The organism is Actinoplanes lutulentus (assembly GCF_003259845.1).
Classification (GTDB): Bacteria; Actinomycetota; Actinomycetes; order Mycobacteriales; family Micromonosporaceae; genus Actinoplanes; species Actinoplanes lutulentus.
In genome coordinates, this window is the sequence record NZ_QLMJ01000024.1 from 28,291 (window position 1) to 45,487 (window position 17,197).

15 protein-coding genes are annotated in these 17,197 nt (G+C 69.0%); 9 read left to right on the forward strand and 6 right to left on the reverse strand.

What is annotated here, in order from left to right; translation table 11 throughout:
• Window positions 1-1,056, forward strand: a complete 1,056-nt coding sequence (locus tag B0I29_RS38355; RefSeq protein ID WP_111654082.1) for a hypothetical protein — start codon at window positions 1-3, stop codon at window positions 1,054-1,056.
• Here the strand turns inward: B0I29_RS38355 and B0I29_RS38360 are convergent.
• From B0I29_RS38360 to B0I29_RS38375, 4 genes are read right to left on the reverse strand one after another with little or no spacing between them, the layout of a single operon-like run.
• Window positions 980-2,779: a sensor histidine kinase gene (locus B0I29_RS38360; protein WP_181558194.1), complete on the reverse strand. Its 1,800-nt coding sequence runs from the start codon at window positions 2,777-2,779 to the stop codon at window positions 980-982. The two genes, B0I29_RS38355 and B0I29_RS38360, sit on opposite strands and share 77 nt — an antisense overlap.
• On the reverse strand, window positions 2,776-3,993 hold the full coding sequence (locus B0I29_RS38365; RefSeq protein ID WP_111654084.1) for a sensor histidine kinase: 1,218 nt from the start codon (window positions 3,991-3,993) through the stop codon (window positions 2,776-2,778). The genes B0I29_RS38360 and B0I29_RS38365 overlap by 4 nt, the downstream gene beginning before the upstream one ends.
• Complete coding sequence (locus B0I29_RS38370) at window positions 3,983-4,648, reverse strand: response regulator transcription factor (RefSeq protein WP_111654085.1); 666 nt, start codon at window positions 4,646-4,648, stop codon at window positions 3,983-3,985. Before B0I29_RS38370 ends, B0I29_RS38365 begins: the two co-directional genes overlap by 11 nt.
• A complete protein-coding gene (locus B0I29_RS38375; RefSeq protein ID WP_181558195.1) occupies window positions 4,639-5,187 on the reverse strand; it encodes a sensor histidine kinase in 549 nt (182 codons plus the stop codon). The genes B0I29_RS38370 and B0I29_RS38375 overlap by 10 nt, the downstream gene beginning before the upstream one ends.
• 97 nt (window positions 5,188-5,284) lie before the next feature.
• Between B0I29_RS38375 and B0I29_RS38380 the strand changes: the two genes are divergently transcribed.
• The 8 genes from B0I29_RS38380 (at window position 5,285) to B0I29_RS38410 (ending at window position 14,350) form a co-directional block, all read left to right on the forward strand.
• Window positions 5,285-7,543 carry an Hsp70 family protein gene (locus B0I29_RS38380; RefSeq protein ID WP_181558196.1) on the forward strand — a complete coding sequence of 753 codons (2,259 nt, stop codon included), beginning with the start codon at window positions 5,285-5,287 and terminating at the stop codon, window positions 7,541-7,543.
• 252 nt (window positions 7,544-7,795) lie between these two features.
• Complete coding sequence (locus B0I29_RS47635) at window positions 7,796-7,924, forward strand: hypothetical protein (protein WP_260329692.1); 129 nt, start codon at window positions 7,796-7,798, stop codon at window positions 7,922-7,924.
• Between the two features lie 122 nt (window positions 7,925-8,046).
• Window positions 8,047-8,547, forward strand: coding sequence for a SigE family RNA polymerase sigma factor (locus tag B0I29_RS38385; protein WP_111654212.1), 501 nt, complete (start codon window positions 8,047-8,049; stop codon window positions 8,545-8,547).
• Entirely contained in the window at window positions 8,544-9,590 is a 1,047-nt protein-coding gene (locus B0I29_RS38390) for a hypothetical protein (RefSeq protein ID WP_111654088.1), read from the forward strand. The genes B0I29_RS38385 and B0I29_RS38390 overlap by 4 nt, the downstream gene beginning before the upstream one ends.
• 309 nt (window positions 9,591-9,899) lie before the next feature.
• The gene (locus B0I29_RS38395; RefSeq protein WP_245973117.1) at window positions 9,900-10,994 is read left to right on the forward strand and encodes an SGNH/GDSL hydrolase family protein; all 1,095 of its coding nucleotides are present in this window, start codon (window positions 9,900-9,902) and stop codon (window positions 10,992-10,994) included.
• A gap of 335 nt (window positions 10,995-11,329) precedes the next feature.
• Window positions 11,330-12,394: a WD40 repeat domain-containing protein gene (locus tag B0I29_RS38400; RefSeq protein ID WP_245973118.1), complete on the forward strand. Its 1,065-nt coding sequence runs from the start codon at window positions 11,330-11,332 to the stop codon at window positions 12,392-12,394.
• Between the two features lie 185 nt (window positions 12,395-12,579).
• On the forward strand, window positions 12,580-13,323 hold the full coding sequence (locus B0I29_RS38405; RefSeq protein ID WP_111654091.1) for a hypothetical protein: 744 nt from the start codon (window positions 12,580-12,582) through the stop codon (window positions 13,321-13,323).
• 211 nt (window positions 13,324-13,534) lie between these two features.
• Window positions 13,535-14,350: a DNA adenine methylase gene (locus B0I29_RS38410; protein ID WP_111654092.1), complete on the forward strand. Its 816-nt coding sequence runs from the start codon at window positions 13,535-13,537 to the stop codon at window positions 14,348-14,350.
• Here the strand turns inward: B0I29_RS38410 and B0I29_RS38415 are convergent.
• Together B0I29_RS38415 and B0I29_RS38420 are read right to left on the reverse strand one after the other, a co-directional pair.
• Window positions 14,328-15,743, reverse strand: coding sequence for a calcium-binding protein (locus tag B0I29_RS38415; RefSeq protein ID WP_111654093.1), 1,416 nt, complete (start codon window positions 15,741-15,743; stop codon window positions 14,328-14,330). The two genes, B0I29_RS38410 and B0I29_RS38415, sit on opposite strands and share 23 nt — an antisense overlap.
• Before the next feature lie 27 nt (window positions 15,744-15,770).
• The gene (locus tag B0I29_RS38420) at window positions 15,771-17,195 is read right to left on the reverse strand and encodes a calcium-binding protein (protein ID WP_181558197.1); all 1,425 of its coding nucleotides are present in this window, start codon (window positions 17,193-17,195) and stop codon (window positions 15,771-15,773) included.
• Window positions 17,196-17,197 lie beyond the last annotated feature (2 nt).

Sequence of the window (17,197 nt, forward strand, 5' to 3'; positions counted from 1 at the left end):
ATGACCGTCACCGTCGACCACGATGAGCTGCGGGAACTGAACCGGCTGGTCCGGCTGGGCGCGCAGGCGAATGCGCGGCCTGACCTGCTCGCCCGGTTGTCGGCCGGCCCGTTCACCGCCGACCAGGTCATCCGGTCCCTGCAGTCACTGCAGATCGATCTTCGTAACCGGCGTGCCGGGATGTGCGATCCGGGCCGCGGCGCCCGGCTCGCAGCCGAGGCCCGGCACGCCGAAACCCGGCTTCGCCGGTTTCGCGAACACAGCGCACGCTGGTCTCGCATGCTCAGCGAAGCGGTGGGCACTGCCGATTCAGATCTTGGGTACGGGATTCAGCGCCGCGTGCGGTGCCTGATCGACGAGGGCACCGCGCTGATCGAGTCCCGTGTGCCGCGCGGCGAGTTCGATCGGTGGCTGCAGTACAGGCTCGCCGTCGAGGTGACCGACGGCGATCGGGCCCTGCGGACGGCCGCCACGACGATCACCGGCCGGATGAGCGCCGCGCTCGGCCTGAGCGCCGCGATCGTGCCGGTGCCCCAGGTTTTCGGGGCGCCGGCCGTGGTCGCCGCGCCCTGGCCCACCCCGGCCGGCCGGCAGCCGCTGGCATCACGGCTGACCAGCATTCTGATGCCCGCCTACAGCGGAATCGCCATGTCCTCCGTGCTCCTCAGGGATCACGTGCCGGGATGGCTGCTGGCCGTGGCCGCGATCACCGGGGCGATCGCCCTGGGCGGCGCCGCGCTTGCCGGTGACCGCTGGCGGCAGGCCGACCGGGAACGGGCGGAAGCGCTCACCCGGTTGCGCTCGACCGCCGACGCGTTCCGGCTGGCACTGGCCAAGCAGGCCCGAGACGGTCTACGCGCTATCGAGCAGCAGGTCCACGCCGCGGTGGACGCGGCGGTCACCGAGCACACCGGGCGGCTCGCGGCAGCCGCCGGCACGTCCCAGCGGGCGGCCCAGGCGCAGGCGACGGGCCAGGCCCTCACCGAAATCGACGCGGATCTGGAGTCGATCCGTGATCTGCTGCTGCGGGCTTCTCGCCTGGCGGCGACACGGTGAGCAGCATGTGCTCACACGAGCGGACCACGGTCGCGGCAACCCTCCGGACACTGTGGGCGGTGCCCGGGTGCGAGGCCCGCGCCCGCCACTGAGCCAGCGCGCGTTGCACGGCCTGCGTGATCTGCGCCGGGCCGGCGTCCGGTTCGAGCCCGAGCCGGTGGCAGTTGTCCGCTGCACCGTCGCCCAGCAGCCGCGCGGCCGCCTCGACGTCGTCCGGACTCAGGTCGCCGGGCTCCGAGCGCAACTCGTCGATCGCTGTCACCTCGGCGACCTCCCGGCTGTCGGCCCGGATGCGGTCCAGCCGGTGCCGCAGGTGCTGTGTTCCGGTGGCGGGCGGATCGTCGCGTACCAGCTCGTCTAGTGCCTGCAGCGCCGACCACGCCGCCAGCACGGTGTCCCGCCGTGTTCCCTGCTGATCGAGACCGGCCCGGATCCGGCGGATGCGTTCGACCGCCTCGGCGTCGCCGTAGACGGTCGCGGCCTGCTGGATCGCCGCTCGAACGGCGCCGGCCAGCGACACGTCATCGGCTGGCACGTCACCCAGCGCGACCCAGCCGTCGACGCGGGTGCCCTCGCCCGGTGCGGACCGGACCGCGACCAGCCCGCCGACCGCGGTCACCCGGGCCATCACGTTGCGCATGCCACGGCCGGGTGAACCGATGTCCGCGGTGGTGTCGAAGCCCGGACCGTCGTCATGGATCCCGAAGCTCAGCCGGTCCGCAGCGGAGGTCAGGCTGATCCGGACCGGCGCGCCGGGTGCGTGCTTGCGGGCATTGTTGACCGCCTCCAGGCAGCAGAACCAGACCGCTGACTCCAGGTCGGCGGCGAGTCTGCAGCCGTCGTCCATTCCCATGACAACCACTGGCACATCCGGCCCCAGTTCCGCGCGCAGCGCGGCGGCCAGGCCCTGCTGGGCCAGCAGCGGGGAGGTCATGCCGGTGACCGTACGGGCCAGGATGGTCTCGGCGTCGTCGATGCGCCCGGAGACCCGGTCGAGCGCGGTGGTGGCCTCGGCCAGACGCCCGGCGCCGGCCTGGTGCTCGGCCAGGCCGAGGGCGAGCCGCAGCGAGACCAGGTGATGCTGCGCCCCGTCGTGCAGGTCGCGTTCGATGCGGCGGCGTTCGGCGTCCATCTCGGCGACCAGCCGTCGCCGGGATCTGGCGATGTCGGCGGCGTGGGCCCGTACCGCCCGCAGCTGCCTTTCCAGTTCGATGCCCAGCCGGTTCGCGGCGAGCACGGCGCCCAGCCCGTCGGCGATGTCCTGAACGAGCCGGCGCCGGTGGCTGTCCAGGCCTTCGGCCGCGCTGGCCCGGTCCACGGTGATCGACCCGAGCCGCTCGTCGCCCCGTACGATCGGCAAGGTGATCACCGCGTCGGCCGATCCGGGGCTGGGCCAGGAATAAGTGCGGTCGGGGAGCCCGGGGCGGTGCACGGTCAACTGGCAGAGCCGCGCGCCCAGTGAACGCCCGACCATCTCGGGGACCTGGGACAGGTCGGTGCCGGACAGGGCGCCCAGACCGGCCAGCACGGTGTACGGAGTGGGCCGGCGCCCGTGCAGGATGCGCTCGGCGTAACGCTCAGCCCGTACCAAAGCGGGGTTAAGAAGCAGCGCCACCGGCGCTGCCGCGAGTGGCGCCGCGACCATCGTGTGCAGCAGAAGGAACAGTCCGCCGCCCAGCAGCGCAACCGGGATCACGCTGAGCAGGCGGAATAGGGGTGTCACAGGGAAGGCTCGGCGTCGAGTCGGTCTGGCAACCAGGCGAGCAGGCGCAGCCCCGGCCGCCCGTCCTCGTCCTCGTCCTCGTCCGTGCCGGGCTTGAGCTCGCCGCATTCCAGGCCACCGCCGAGCGCGGCCAGCCGTTCGGCGTCGGGGGCGAGCATGGCCCTGACCTCGTCCGCGGTGACCGGCGGTACCGGATCCTCGATTACTGCTCGGATCCGGTTGTCCATCATGGTCAGGCTGACCTGGATGGTGGCACCGGGTTCAGCCGCCAGGACGTCCAGCGCGGCTGCCACGATCTGGTAGATCGCCGATTCGATCTCCCAGCCGGCGCGGGCTCCGAGGCCGCTGGTGAGGTGCACGCCGCGGCGCAGGTCGGCGGCCAGCTCCTCGACAGCCGCTTCCGGCCCCTGACCGCGCAGTACCGCCGGGTAGACGCCGCGGGCGAACACCCGGAACCGGTCGAGCAGGTCGTCGACCTCGGCGCGGGCCCGCGCCAACTGAGGTCCTCGCGGGTCGGCCCGGGCCGCTGCCACGTGTTCGCGCAGCGCGGCCAGGCGCCCGGAGGTGGCCCGGGACAGTTCGGTCAGCAGCCGGCGCCGTTCCACCTCGCGCGCCTGCACCAGCCGCTGCCGGGAAGCGGCCAGTTCCTGCGCGAGATGCCCGGCTCGGCGGACCCGTCCGGCGAGTTCGGCGTTGAGCGCCACCGTGCGCAGCAGCAGCGCCGCCCCGCTGGCGATGTCGCGCATCAGCTCCCGATCGCCGGAGGTGACCGGCAGATTCGGCTTCTCGATGGTCAGCACGGCCCGCAGTTCGGTGCCGTCGAGCACCGGCACGACGTGCCCGATGTCGGGCCGGGCGAGCAGGACGGCGAGGTTGTCCACGGTCTCGGCGCCGGTCTGCAGCCGGGCGCCGGCGGCCAGCCAGATCGCGGCGCGGCGTGCGCCGGTGCCGTCGGCCAGGACGCGTTCGAGCTCGGGCAGTGCTTCCTGTATGGACACCGACCGCAGGTGCCGGGTCGCGTCGGCCAGCGCGGCGTACGGGGTGACCTCGCGCCGTCCGGTGAACCGTTCCAGCAAGCCGTCGGTGCCGTGGCGCAGCCAGGGCAGCAGCGCGGCGAGCACCGCGCAGACCACGAATGGCAGCGCGAGGGCACGCCCGGCAAAGGCCAGTGGCAGGAACGCGGCGCCGGCCAGCAGGATCGCCCTAGGCGACATCCGGTTGTGACCTCAGATAGGTCAGCACGGCCAGCACCCGGCGGTGGTGTTCGGCCGCGTCGGCCGGCAGTCCCAACTTGGCGAAGATGTTCGCGATGTGTTTCTCGACGGCTTTGGGCATCACCACCAGCTGCGCGGCGATGCCGTTGTTGGACCGTCCCTCGGCCATCAGCCGCAACACCTGTCGTTCGCGTGCCGACAATCCGGCCACCACGTCGCGGCGCTGGCTGCTGGGCCGTTCGACCAGACGCTGGGCCAGCACCGGCTCGATCACGATCTCGCCGTCGCGGATCCTGGTCAGCGTGTCACTGAGGACCTCGACGCTGCCGACCTTCTCCTTGAGCCGGTACCCGATCGCCTCGGTGCCGATCCGCAGCACCCGCATCAGATAGTGCGTCTCGGCGTAGTGCGAGAGAAACAGCAGGCCGAGCTTCGGGTGGGCGGCCCGCAACGTTTCGGCGGTGGGCAGGCCGCCGTCAGGTTCGGGCGGCATGCGGATGTCGAGGATCGCGACGTCAGCCGGCTCGCTCGCCAGCAGGCGCACCATCGAGTCACCGTCGGCGACGCATCCGACGACCTCATGCCCGGCCGCCTCCAGGAGCATCACCAGGCCGTCGCGGAACAACGCCCCGTCCTCGGCCAGCGCTACCCGCACGGAATCCGGACCCTGATCGTGGGCAACGCGGTACCTCCGACAATCTCGACCGCCCCGCCCAGCCACTGGATGCGGTCACGCACGGCTACGACCTGGTCAGTATCGACACCGGCCAGGTGCAGTACCAGCCCCTGGTCATCCCGGCGGACGGTGATGTCCACCGTTCGAGTGGGGTTGCCTCCACCCTCGAGGACCTCACACACGGTGTAGTAAGTGACGCCCTCGACCGCGGCCTCGAACCGGCCGCCGCCGGCATCGACCCGAACCGGCATGGGCAGGTCGGCCGTGAGCTCCCGTAGAGCCGGGCCGAGCCCCTGCTTGCGCAGTAACGGTGGATAGATCTGGTCGGCGATCACGCGCAGTTCCTGCATGGTGAGGTGCAGTTCGTGCTGCAAGCCCTCGATGTCGGGCTGCAGATCCGCGGCCTTCTCCCCGAGCAGGCCCAGCCGTAGGGTCAGGGCTGCGATCCGCAGGGCCGGGCCGTCGTGCAGCCGCCGTTCCAGATCCAGACGCCGGTTCCAGTACTCGTCCGGCGTCATGGTCCTATTGTGCGGTTTTCGCCCGTGCGGAGCATTCACCCCATGCGTACGGGTTGTCTTTCTTGAAAATGCTCGCAAAGGCGTTGAAAATGGACGGGTGGGCTACAACCTCGGCGTCGATCTGGGCACCACGTTCGTGGCCGCCGCCATCGCGCGCGACGGCCGCCCCGAGATGTGCACCTTGGGCAGCCAGACCATGGTCAGCCCGGCGGTCGTCTATTTCACCGAGGAGTCGCGGCTGGCGTTCGGTGACGCCGCCGAGCGCCGGGCGCTGAGCCAGCCGGACCGGGTGGAGCGCGCGTTCAAACGGCGCCTCGGCGATCCGACCCCGGTCGTGCTCGGTGGCGTGCCGCACGCGGTCACCGCCCTGATGGCGGCCCAACTGCGTGACGTGCTCGACACCGTGTCCCGGGTCGAAGGCGAGATGCCGGAGCGGGTCGCGCTGACCTATCCGGCGACCTGGGGTCCGTACCGCCGGGAACTGTTCGAGGAGGTTCCCCGGCTGGCCGGCCTGCACGATCATGTGGCGCTGACCGAACCGGAGGCGGCAGCCGCGTTCTACGGCGCCTCCCGGCTGCTCGGCGAGGGCGACACTCTGGCCGTCTACGACCTCGGCGGCGGCACCTTCGATGCCACTGTGCTGCGCAAGCGCGGCGGCGCGGTCGAGGTCGTGGGTGATCCGGACGGGATGGAGCGACTCGGCGGCATCGATTTCGACGAGGCGATCCTGCAGTGGATCGACTACCGGAACGGCGGCGCGCTCAGCGACCTCGACCTGTCGCAGCCTGGGGCCGCCGCGGCCATGGCCCGCCTGCGCCAGGAGTGTGTGCACGCCAAGGAGGCGCTGTCGGCCGACATCGAGACGAGCATTCCGGTGCTGCTGCCGCATCGCCAGTTCGTCGCCCACCTCACCCGGGCCGAGTTCGAGGGACTGATCCGGGCTCCGGTCGAGTCCACCATCGGCACCCTGATCAGGGCGGTGCACACCGCCCGGCTGGATGTCGGGCAGCTGTCAGGGGTGCTGCTGGTCGGTGGGTCGTCCCGGATCCCGCTGATCGAGCGGATGGTCGCGGCCGAGACCGGCCGGCCGACGGTCACCGACGCGCACCCGAAGTACGCGGTCGCGCTGGGCGCGGCGGTCGTCGCCGGCCTGCGGCCCGCCTCGGCCATGCCGCCGCCGCTGGTTGTGGCTCCATCGGAACCGGTGGCCGAGCCCACTGCGGTCGATGCGCCGATCGTGCTTCCCCGGCGCCGGCGGATCGCGGCCATCCTGGCGATCGTCGCCGCCGTACTGTTGCTCGCCGGCGCGGCCGTCCACCTGGCCGGACGCGACAACGGCCAGCCGACGAACGCCATCGCGCCCTCGCTGGTGCCATCCACAGCCGCCCCCACCGCCAGCGTCCCCACCGCCAGTGCCGTCGCCGCTGTGGCTGTCGCGCGCGCTCCTGCGGTCGCGGTGCCCTCGATCGGCCGGTCGATCGCGCTTGGGCGCGCGCCCGACTACGTCGCCGTCGCACCGGACGGGCGGCGGCTCTACATCGCCTCCGGCGAGCAGACTGTCTCCGTACTTGACGTGGCCACCGGCACGGTGACAAGTGAGATCCCCACGCCCGGGCCCGCCCGTTTCGTGTCCTTCTCTCCCGACGGCCGATACGCCTATGTGAGCCTGTGGGACGAGCGCGACGGCGAGGTGCATGCGGTCAGCGTCGTCGACACCGACGACAACACCATCAAGAAGACCTTTCCCGTACGGACGCGGCCCTACCTGGCAGCGGTCACGCCCGACGGCAACTGGCTGTACGTGCCCAACCACGACGGTCACACGGTCACCGTTATCGACGCCAGGCGGCTGGTCCAGGTCGCCGAGATCACCGTTCCGCCCGAGCCGCACTACGTGTCGTTCTCCGTCGACGGCACCCGGGCCTACGTCGCCGACCACGAGTCGAACAACATCAGCGTCGTCGACACCGCGACCCGCCGGGTGCTCACCAACATCGACGTCGGCCACTCGCCGCACGCCGTCGAGCAGAACCCGCACCGCCCGCTGCTGATGAACGTCAACTGGGACGACGGCACGGTCTGCGTGATCGACACGACCGACGACACGGTGCGCCGGACCATCAGTGTCGGCACCCAGCCACTGGCCCTTCGCTGGTCAGCGGACGGCCGTTACGCCTACGTGGTCAACAGCGGCAGCGACAACGTGTCGGTGATCCGGGCCGACACCATGCAGGTCACCGCGACCCTGCCGACCGGTGACGCTCCGACGTCGATCGCCGTCCTGCCCGACGGTTCCCGCGGCTACATCAGCAACAGCAAGGCCAAGACCCTGACAGTGCTGAACCTGACCCGCTGACCGCGGCTCCCCTCTCCGTTTCGATGGACGCGGCGGCCAATGCTGTCAAGGTCCCGTTTCACGCCCGGTTCCAGATCTCGCGGTAACCGGCCGGAGCGGGGTTGACCAGCGGTTCCGGCGTCGTTTTTGGACGTCCTGCGGGGTTACGCGAGATCTTGCGTCCCGATTTACCACTCTCTGCGTCGGTACGGTCGCCACGGCTGGTCGGAGGTAGGCCCGACCGGTGCGGACCGAGCAGGGAAGGGAGGCGAGATGAAACGAGTGATTGTTGCGGGCGTGCTGGCCCTGGCCTTCGCCGTGACCGGGGTGCTGATCCCGGCCGCGGCGAGTGCCGACAGCGGCGCACCGACGCAGGGCTTCGAGTGGGGATTCGAGTGGTGACGCTCTGCGCCGAGCCGTGAGCAGCGGCGGGTGCCGTCCCGGGCGGGGCCCGCCGCCACACGCGAACAGAAACTTCGCCGGCCGTGTCTACGCTGGGGGGCAATCGCAGCGTTCAATCGGGTGTGACATTCGAGGACTACACGTTTGCTCGCGGGCCGGCGCTGATGCGGTTGGCGCGCCTGCTGAGCGGCGATGAGCATCGGGCCGAGGACCTGGTCCAGGATGTGCTCGCGCGGGCCTATGCCCGGTGGCGACGGATCTCGCGCATGGAGCAGCCGGACACCTACGTTCGCCGGATGCTGATCAACGCCCATCACTCCTGGTGGCGGCATCGCGATAACCGTGACATGTCGGTAGCAAATGTCGTGGATCGTCCTCAGGTCCGTGACGCGGCTGCTGAGATGGACCTCCGGGATGAGCTGTGGCGACTGGTCTGTGCGCTGCCCAAGCGTCAACGCACTGTCATCGTCCTGCGTTACTACGAGGATCTGGACGACAACGCGATCGCGGAGATCCTCGACTGCGCGACCGGAACGGTTCGTACGCATGCCAAGCGAGGGCTTGCCGCGCTGCGTCAGAACCATGGCATCCGGGTTGCCGAAACGATGGGAACTTTTCAATGAGTCCTGATTTGGAGGCGCAGCTTTCCGAGACGCTGAAGGAGCGCGCCGGCGGCGAGGTCGATCCGGCTGCTCTGGTCGAACAGGCACGTCGCCGCGGCGCCGGGGTTCGTCGGCGCCGACGTGGATTGGCTGCCGCGGGCGTGTTGGGGGTTTGCCTGGCTGTCACGGGTGCGTACGTGGTCTCGCCCGTCGGAGGGGTGAGCGATGTACATGCGGCATCCGTCGCCCTGCCGTCGGCACCGAATGAGCCGGGTGCTCGGCAAGACCCTGACGTGGTGGGAACGGATCCCGGATTTCTGCACTTCACAGCGGACAAGCTCATCGCCGGATCTCAATACGTCAGTTGGAGCGCGGGCAGAGGCACCGAAATAGTGGAGTTCCGAGGCACCTCGGGCCACGGTCGTTTCGCGCTGGGGCGTGATGCGGCCACCCTCGACGCGCTTCAGCAGACGTTGACGTCGTCAGGGCAGCCGGGGCAGCCGAGCCACGTGGTTGTCAGTGGGCGCCCCGGTACCGCGACGATGGATCCCGGCATCGCGGGCAGCCCGGACCTGTGGATTCTGCGCTGGCAGCCTGTCGATGGAATCTGGGCACGCCTCGATCTGTATGCCACTGACAGCGATGCGCTCACCGCTGCGGCGAACGGGGTGCTTTTCGACAGTTCCCTGCGCTGTGCTGTCCCCTTCCGGCTGGCGGTTCTGCCCGCTGGCTCCCAGGTCGAGCAGTGCTCGGTTGATCTGAGCCGGGACGAGTCGGAGACATTTGCCGAGGGTTCGCTTGTTGTCGGTGACGAGCAGGGCCGGTGGCTCACCGTCCGAGCGCAGCGCGCGGAGCAGTTGGGTGGAAGGCTGTCTGCCACGGTCACCGCCGGCTCGCACAAGGCTCGCTGGCAGGGGGCCGACATCTTGGAATCCTGGGTCGAGCCGTGTGCCGTCGAAATCTTCTTGAAAGGCAAAGGGCAGGGGTACGCGGCTTCCGACGCGTTGGAGGTTCTCGGTGGGTTCGCCCTCGTGGACCGGATCGATGACCTGGACGCCTGGTGATGATGGCTGAAAGTTCCGGGCAATCCCGGGGATCGCACCGATCATCAGGTCCTTGACCGTATAGATGTGCAGCTATACGTTGCAGGAGAGTTACCGAGGTGAGTCCGGAACTTTCGGCCGTGGCTGACAAGGAGATTTCTTATGGCTTCCCGACGTCAGCTACTTGCTGTGGGCGGCGCTGCCGCTGCGGCCGGGGTTGCTCTTCCCGGTTCGGCTCATGCCTCTGGCTCCCGTGGGTGGGTTGCCACCTGGGCGGCTGTGCCCACCACCGTTCCTCCTGGTGAGCCCGCCGTCCTCAGTAACCAGACGGTGCGGCACGTTGTGCACGGCAGCGTCGGTGGTGACGAGTTGCGGATTCGGCTCACCAACGAGTTCGGGGAGACTCCGCTGCACGTCGGCTCTGTGCGCGTCGCGCTGAGGGCCGGTTCCGGGGCGAGCACCGATGCGGTGGCCGGCACTGATCGGCGGGTCACCTTCGGCGGGCGTGCGGATGTCACCATTCCGGCCGGCTCGCCGCTGGTCAGTGACCCGGTGCGGTTGCGGCTCGCGCCCGGCGGGGACCTGGTGATCAGCCTTTATCTGCCGGATCGCACGCCGGTGACCACGCTCGCCGCCTTCGCTTTCCAGGAGAACGTGATCGCGAACGGTGATGTGGCCGCCGCCCGTACCGTCACCGCGGTCGCCACCGTGGCGCAGGATCTCTTCCTCTCGGGCGTCGCGGTGCGGGCGAAGGGGTCGGCCGTGGTGACGCTCGGGGACTCGATCACCAACGGTGCCAACACCGAGGCGAACCTCAATCAGCGCTGGCCGGACCTGTTCGCCGCTCGGCTGCGGGCCGCCGGGATCGACCGCGGTGTGGCCAACGTCGGCGTCTCCGGCAACCGGCTGCTGCACGACCCGAACCCGCCGGCGGGGAGTGGTGCCGAAGCGTTCGCCAACTACTTCGGGGTGAGCGGGTTGCGCCGGTTCGACCGGGACGTGCTCGCCCAGCCCGGCCGGGAGTACCTGATCGTGCTGCTCGGCGTGAACGATCTCGGACACCCCGGCACGGTCGCGCCGCTGTCCGAGGTGGTCTCGGCCGACGACCTGATTTTCGGGCATCGACAGCTGATCAGCCGGGCGCACCAGGCCGGCCTGCGGGTTTTCGGCGGAACGGTTCTGCCGTTCAAGGGCGACACGCTCGGCTTCTACACCCCGGAGAACGAGCGCAAGCGGTCAGCGTTGAACCGGTGGATCCGCAGCTCCGGGGATTATGACGGGGTCATCGACTTCGACCGTGTCATGGGCGATCCGGCGGATTCGCAGCGGCTCAACCCGGCGTACGACAGCGGCGACCACCTGCACCCGAACGCCGCAGGCATGGCCGCGATGGCCGCTGCCGTACCGGTGCGGTGGTTCCGGTGAGGCGGATGCGTCTTTGAACGCCACAACGCTGTACTCGGCTGGATGAACGGTCTGGCAGAGGGCGAACATCCGGGTGGCGTGATCGTTACGGTGCGGGGGTGACTACCGAGAGCTATCGCGCAGGCGCTTTCAGTGACTCCTCGTTTGGCGGCCTCCGGCGACGTGCCGGCAGGGTCGTTGCCGCGGCCATGATCGGGCTGCTCGCACCCACTGTTGCTGCCACCGCCGCACACGCCGATTCGCACAATGCGCCCGCTGCTGAAAACGCCGCGGCCACCAGCGCCGCTGCCGCTCGCTTTCGCAGCGTCATGCCTGGTGCTGGCGGGATCATCGCTGTGCGAGCGGACGGGAAGGTGTTCGCCACGGTCAGCCGGGGGACGGTGAGGCAGTGGAGCACCGCGAACGGGCGCCGAGTCGGTACGCCGTTCGCCGCTCGCGCCGGGGCGGTCCACTCCGTTGGGTACAGCCCGAACGGCAAACTCCTCGCCGTTGCCGGTGAGCGTGCCGTGGCGTTGTGGGATTCCGCCACCGGGGAGCAGTTCGGGGCGCCGCTGGTCGGGCACGAAGGGGCGGTGCGGTCGGTGGCCTTCGGCCCCACCGGGAAGCTTGTTGCCACCGCCGGGGATGACGGCACGGTTCGGCTGTGGAATCCGCTCACCGGGCGTTCGGTACGCACGCTCATGGGTCACACCGGCACGGTTCGTTCGGTCGTGTTCAGCCCGGACGGCAAAAGCCTCGTGACAGCCGGCGGCGACAAGAGCCTCGCGGCAGACGGCGGTGACAAGAGCGTCGCGGCAGACAGCGACCAAAGCACCGCGGCCGGCAGCGACAAGAGCGGCAAAGACAGCACCGTCCGGCTCTGGGAGACCAGCACCGGCCGGCCGATCGGTACGGCGCTGACCGCGCGTACCGCCCCGATCTACGCGATCAGCTTCAGCCCGGACGGAAGTCTGCTGGCCACCTCCGACGCCAGCGACGTCATCCGCCTCTGGGATGCCACCACCGGTGAACCCGCGGGCAAGCCGCTCACCAGCAGTTCCGGGCCGGTTCTCGCCCTCACGTTCAGCCCCGGCGGAGATCTCCTGGCCACCTCCTCCGGCGGCGACAACACCGTGCAGCTGTGGGACACGGAGACCCGCCGGCCGGCTACCGAGCCGCTCACCGGTCACACCGGGCCGGTACGCGCCCTGCGGTTCAGCCCGAGCGGAGACCTGCTGGCCACCGGCAGCGACGACGGTACCGTCCGGTTGTGGGACACCGAGACCGGCGGCCTCGAAGGCAAGCCGCTGATCGGGCACAAGGGCCCAGTCTGGGCACTGCGAATCACCCTGGACGGCAAACGCCTGATCACCGCCGGCGACGACAACAAAGCCCGCCTGTGGCGCCTAAGCAACAAGTAAGCCAGCAAGCAGGCCAGCAAGAAAGCGAATGACCGAGAGGCCGCCACCAGGGAAACCAGGTGGCGGCCTCTCCACGTCGACGGACCCCGCAGCCGATGACTGTGATCTACCCGATCGGCTAGGTTGCGTCGTTACCGTACCGTCCTATACTCCGACGGCCCCCTTCTTCTGATCTTGGGACAGTCATGACTTCTGTACGCGTCCGTGCCCTTGCCGCGCTGCTCGCCACCGTTCCCGCCGCCGGCCTTCTCGTTGGCGCTTCGCCCGCGCAGGCCGGCACGCTGAAGGTCACCGTCAAGTCCGCCTCGATCAGCAAGAACGCGTTTGTGCTGTCCGCGAAGGCCGGTTGCACCAACGTCACCGCGACCGCGACGCTGAGCGCGCCGATCCCGACCGAGGGATACATCTACAGCGGCGTCGGCGTCGACCTCGTGGTCGCCGCGAACACCGACAAGTCGGTGGCCGATGCCGAGCTGAAGCGGGTCGGCACCACCAGCACCTACAAGGGCGCCTTCCAGGTCTGCGGCAAGTACGCGCCGGGCAAGTACTCCGCCCTGATCTACGGCGGTGCGATCGACAAGGACGAGAACGTCGACCTCACCAACATCGTCACCAAGACGCTGACGATCAAGCGGCCGTCGAAGGTCACCCTGGACGCTTCGCCCGAGCCGGTGAAGAAGGGCAAGAAGATCACCGCGAAGGGCACCCTGAAGATCGACGGCAAGGTGCTGGCCGGCGCCAAGGTGAAGATCTACTTCAAGAAGAAGGGCGCGACGTCCTACTCCCTGAAGGCCACCACGACGACAAACAGCAAGGGCGTCTTCAGCAAGAAGTTCACCGCGACGAAGACCGGCACCTGGAAGGTCGTCTACGCCGGTACCGGCACCAAGGTCGCCGCGGCCGCCACTGACGCCGTCAAGGTGAAGTAACCAAAGACCCCGGAACGCCAGACGGCGGCGCCTCTCCTGTGAAGGGGGCGCCGCCGTTTCTGCGTACCCGGGGGTCCCGGCTGGCGGTCCGAGACCCCCGCGTAGGGATCACCGTGACATCGGGTAATCCCAGGGGGTGAAAAGACGCTATTTACCTTTTCACCATGCTAATCGGCACTAGACATGCACTTGTCCACCATATCAATACTGGATGGACACCAGTGGAGAGATGGTGCCGGTGCTTTCCCGCAGGTCAGCCGCGCTGCGTTACCCCGGCGCGAAGTGGTCCATCGCCGGCGCGGTGGCCGCCCACTTCGGAAGCCACTATCACTATCTTGAGCCGTATTTCGGCAGTGGCGCGGTCTTCTTCACCAAGGAACCGTCACCCCACGAATTGATCAATGACACCAATGGCGCTGTCGTCAATCTGTTCCGGATGCTGCGTGATCGCACCGAGGACCTGTGCTGGGCGCTGGAGACCACACCCTGGTCCCGGGATGAGTACACGATCTCCGACGCGGTGACCGGCGACCCGCTGGAGGACGCTCGCCGGTTCGTGGTCCGAGTCTGGCAGGCACACGCCAGCGACCTCGCCAAGAAGACCGGATGGAAGACCCGAGGGGTACGCCAGAGGGCACGCGGCATGTCCGACCGATGGAGCCGGGTACCCGACGAGCTGCGGTCGATGGCGTGGCGGCTCGCCGAGGCGGAGATCGAGAATCGGCCGGCGATCGAGGTGATGCTGCGGTTCTCGGCGGCGGACTGCCTGATCTACGCGGATCCGCCGTACCTGCCGGAGGTGCGCACGCAGCGGATGTACGGCCAGGAGATGACAACGGCGGAGCACATCGAGATGCTCGACGTGCTCCGCCGTCATGCCGGCCCGGTCGTCCTCAGCGGGTACGACAACGCGCTTTACAACCGAACTCTGCCCGACTGGCGGCAGGTGACGCTCAAACCGCCGAAGGTGGAGAAGGGCGCCGTGCGTACCGAAAAGCTTTGGATCAAAGGGTTGACTCGCAGCTGACCACGATGTCTCCGGTGACCTGGCGGCAGCGGTCGCCGACCGGGCTGTTCGCGCCGCCGTCGAGCCGGTCGACCTCGTTGCCGTTGTAGTCCTGGCCGTCGAGGAGGTCGTCGCCGGCATCGCCGTAGATGCTGTCCCGGCCGTTGTTGCCGATCAACTCGTCGTTGCCGCCGCCACCGCGGATCACGTCGTTGCCGTCGTTGCCCCAGATCACGTTGGCTGCGCCGTTGCCGGTCAGCCGGTCGCTGCCGTCGCCTCCGGCCAGGTTCTCGACGTCGCTGCCGACGGTGTCGCCCTCGCCGGCCTGGCCGTCGTCGCCCTTGGCTCCGTCGAGGTCGACGGTGACCGGCTTGGTGTAGCTGCCGTACCAGACCCGGTCGTTCCCGGTGCCGCCGCGGATCACGTCGGCGCTCACCTTGCCCTCGTTCGGGTCGTCACCCTGGAGGAAGTCGTCGCCGGAGCCGCCGTCGAGCACGTCGGCGCCGGGACCGCCGAGCAGATTGTCGATGCCGCCGAGGCCGTAGAGAACGTCGTTGCCCTTCCCTCCGAAGAGGATGTTCGGCTGGCTGCCACCGGAGATCCGGTCGTTCTTGTCGGTGCCGTAGATGATCTCGATGTCGTTCTTGACGTTGTCCTTCTCGCCGGACGCGCCGTCGTCGGCGACCCCGTCGGTGTCCACCCGGACCGCGTGCTCGTAGTACCGGTAGGCGTTGAGGGTGTCCTCGTCGCTGCCGCCGGAGAAGACGTCGTTGCCGGTGCCCTCGTAATCCGTCCAGCCGATGTAGTCGACACCCGCGCCGCCGCTGAGCCGGTCGTTGCCGACCCCGCCGCCGACGTAGTCGTGGCCGTTGTTGCCGTAGACGACATCGTTGCCCGTGTCGCCGTCGATCACGTCGTCGCTGTCGCCGCCGCTGATCCAGTCGCCGCCGGTGCCACCGTAGAGGTAGTCCTTGCCGGCCAGGCCCCAGATCTTGTCCTTGCCGGTGTTGCCGTACAGGGTGTCGCCGCGCGGGCCGCCGGTGATCGAGTCGTTGCCGCTACCTGCGTCGGCGGTCATGCCGAGCCCGGTCTTGTTGACGATCGAGTCGTTCCGGTCGTAGGTGTAGACCTTCACCCTCGTCGGCGTTTTCGACGTCGTGCAACGCACCCTGGTCTTGTCGCCGGAGACCTTCTTGCAGCCCTTGCCCGGCTTGACCGCGACCTTGTCGTCGACCGTGATCGTGTTGCCCGACCGGGTCACGACTACCTTGTTCTGCTTGCCCTTGGCGGCCTTGTAGACCACCTTCGTCCCGGTGACGGTGGCGACACCGATGGCCGCGGCGGCCTGCGCCGGTGCGGCGAACAGACCGAGTGTGACCAGGGCTATTCCGGATATGGCGATGACGCGTGGCATATGGATTCCCCCGTACGAAAAAAGGACTTAAACAACGCTTTCGCAGCTGACCATGACGTCATCCGGCCACGGGCGGCACAGGTCGTCGCCGAGAGCGCCGTCCAGCCGGTCGGGCTCGGCAGCGGAGCCGAAGTCGGTGCCGTCCAGATAGTCGTCGCCGGTCTCGCCGTAGATGTAGTCGTTGCCGCCGTCGCCGCTCAGCTCGTCGTTGCCGGGGCCGCCGAAGATCGTGTCTTTGCCGTACCCGCCGAGGATGTAGTTGGCAGCGGCGTTGCCGGTCAGCCGGTCGTTGCCTTCGCCGCCGTAGATGTTCTCCACGTCGGCGCCGACGGTGTCCTTCTCGCCGGCCTGGCCGTCGTCACGAGCAGCGCCGTCGAGGTCGACGGTGACCGGCTTGGTGTAACCGCTGTAGTTGACCAGGTCGGTGCCGGCGCCGCCGCGCAGCACGTCAGCGCTCACGCCGTCGGGCGGGAAGTCGCCGATGAGCTCGTCGTTCCCGGCTCCGCCATCGAGGGTGTCGGCGCCGCGGCCGCCCGAGATCTGGTCGACGCCCCCGTTGCCGTAGACGGTGTCGTTGCCGGCGCCGCCGTCGAGGTACTCGCCGCGGCTGCTGCCGTAGATCCGGTCGTTCTTCGGGCTGCCGAGGATGTTCTCGATGTCGTTCCTGACGTTGTCCTTCTCGCCGGACTTGCCGTCGTCGGCTGCGCCGTCGATGTCGATCCGCACCGCGTGCTTGTAGTACTTGTACGCGTCGAGGTAATCGAATCCGGCCCCGCCGGAGTACACGTCGTTGTCCGCGCCGGTGACATCGGCGTCGTCCCAGCCGATGACGTCGTCGCCGGCCCCGCCGTTGAGCTTGTCGTTGCCCGCGCCGCCACCGAGCAGGTCGCGCCCGTTGTCACCGTTCACCGTGTCGTTGCCGGCGTTGCCGAACATCGTGTCGTTTCCGGTGCCGCCGCTGAGCCGGTCGTTGCCGCTGTCACCGGTGACGTAGTCGTTGCCGCCGGCGCCCCAGATCTTGTCGTTGCCGGTTCCGCCGGAGAGATAGTCAGCCGCCGAGCCGCCGGTGATCGAGTCGTTCCCGCTGCCGCCGTCGGCGGTCATCTTGATCCCGGTCTTGTTGACGATCGAGTCGTTGCGGGTGCCGGTGTAGATGTCCAGCCAGGCCGGCGCCTTCGTCGTGGTGCAGCGGACCTTGGTCTTGTCACCCTTGACCTTCTTGCAGCCCTTGCCAGCCTTGATCGCGACCCGGTCGTCGATCGTGACGGTCCGGCCCGAGACGGTCACCACGACCTTGTTCTGCTGGCCCTTGGCAGCGGTGTACAACACCGTCCGGCCGGAGACCTTCGCGGTGGCGGGGGTGGCGGCCTGCGCCGGTGCGCCGACAAGGGTGGCGGACAGGCCGGTGAGCAGCGCGACGCCCCAGGCAGCACGGCGAGCGGACGGTGACACGT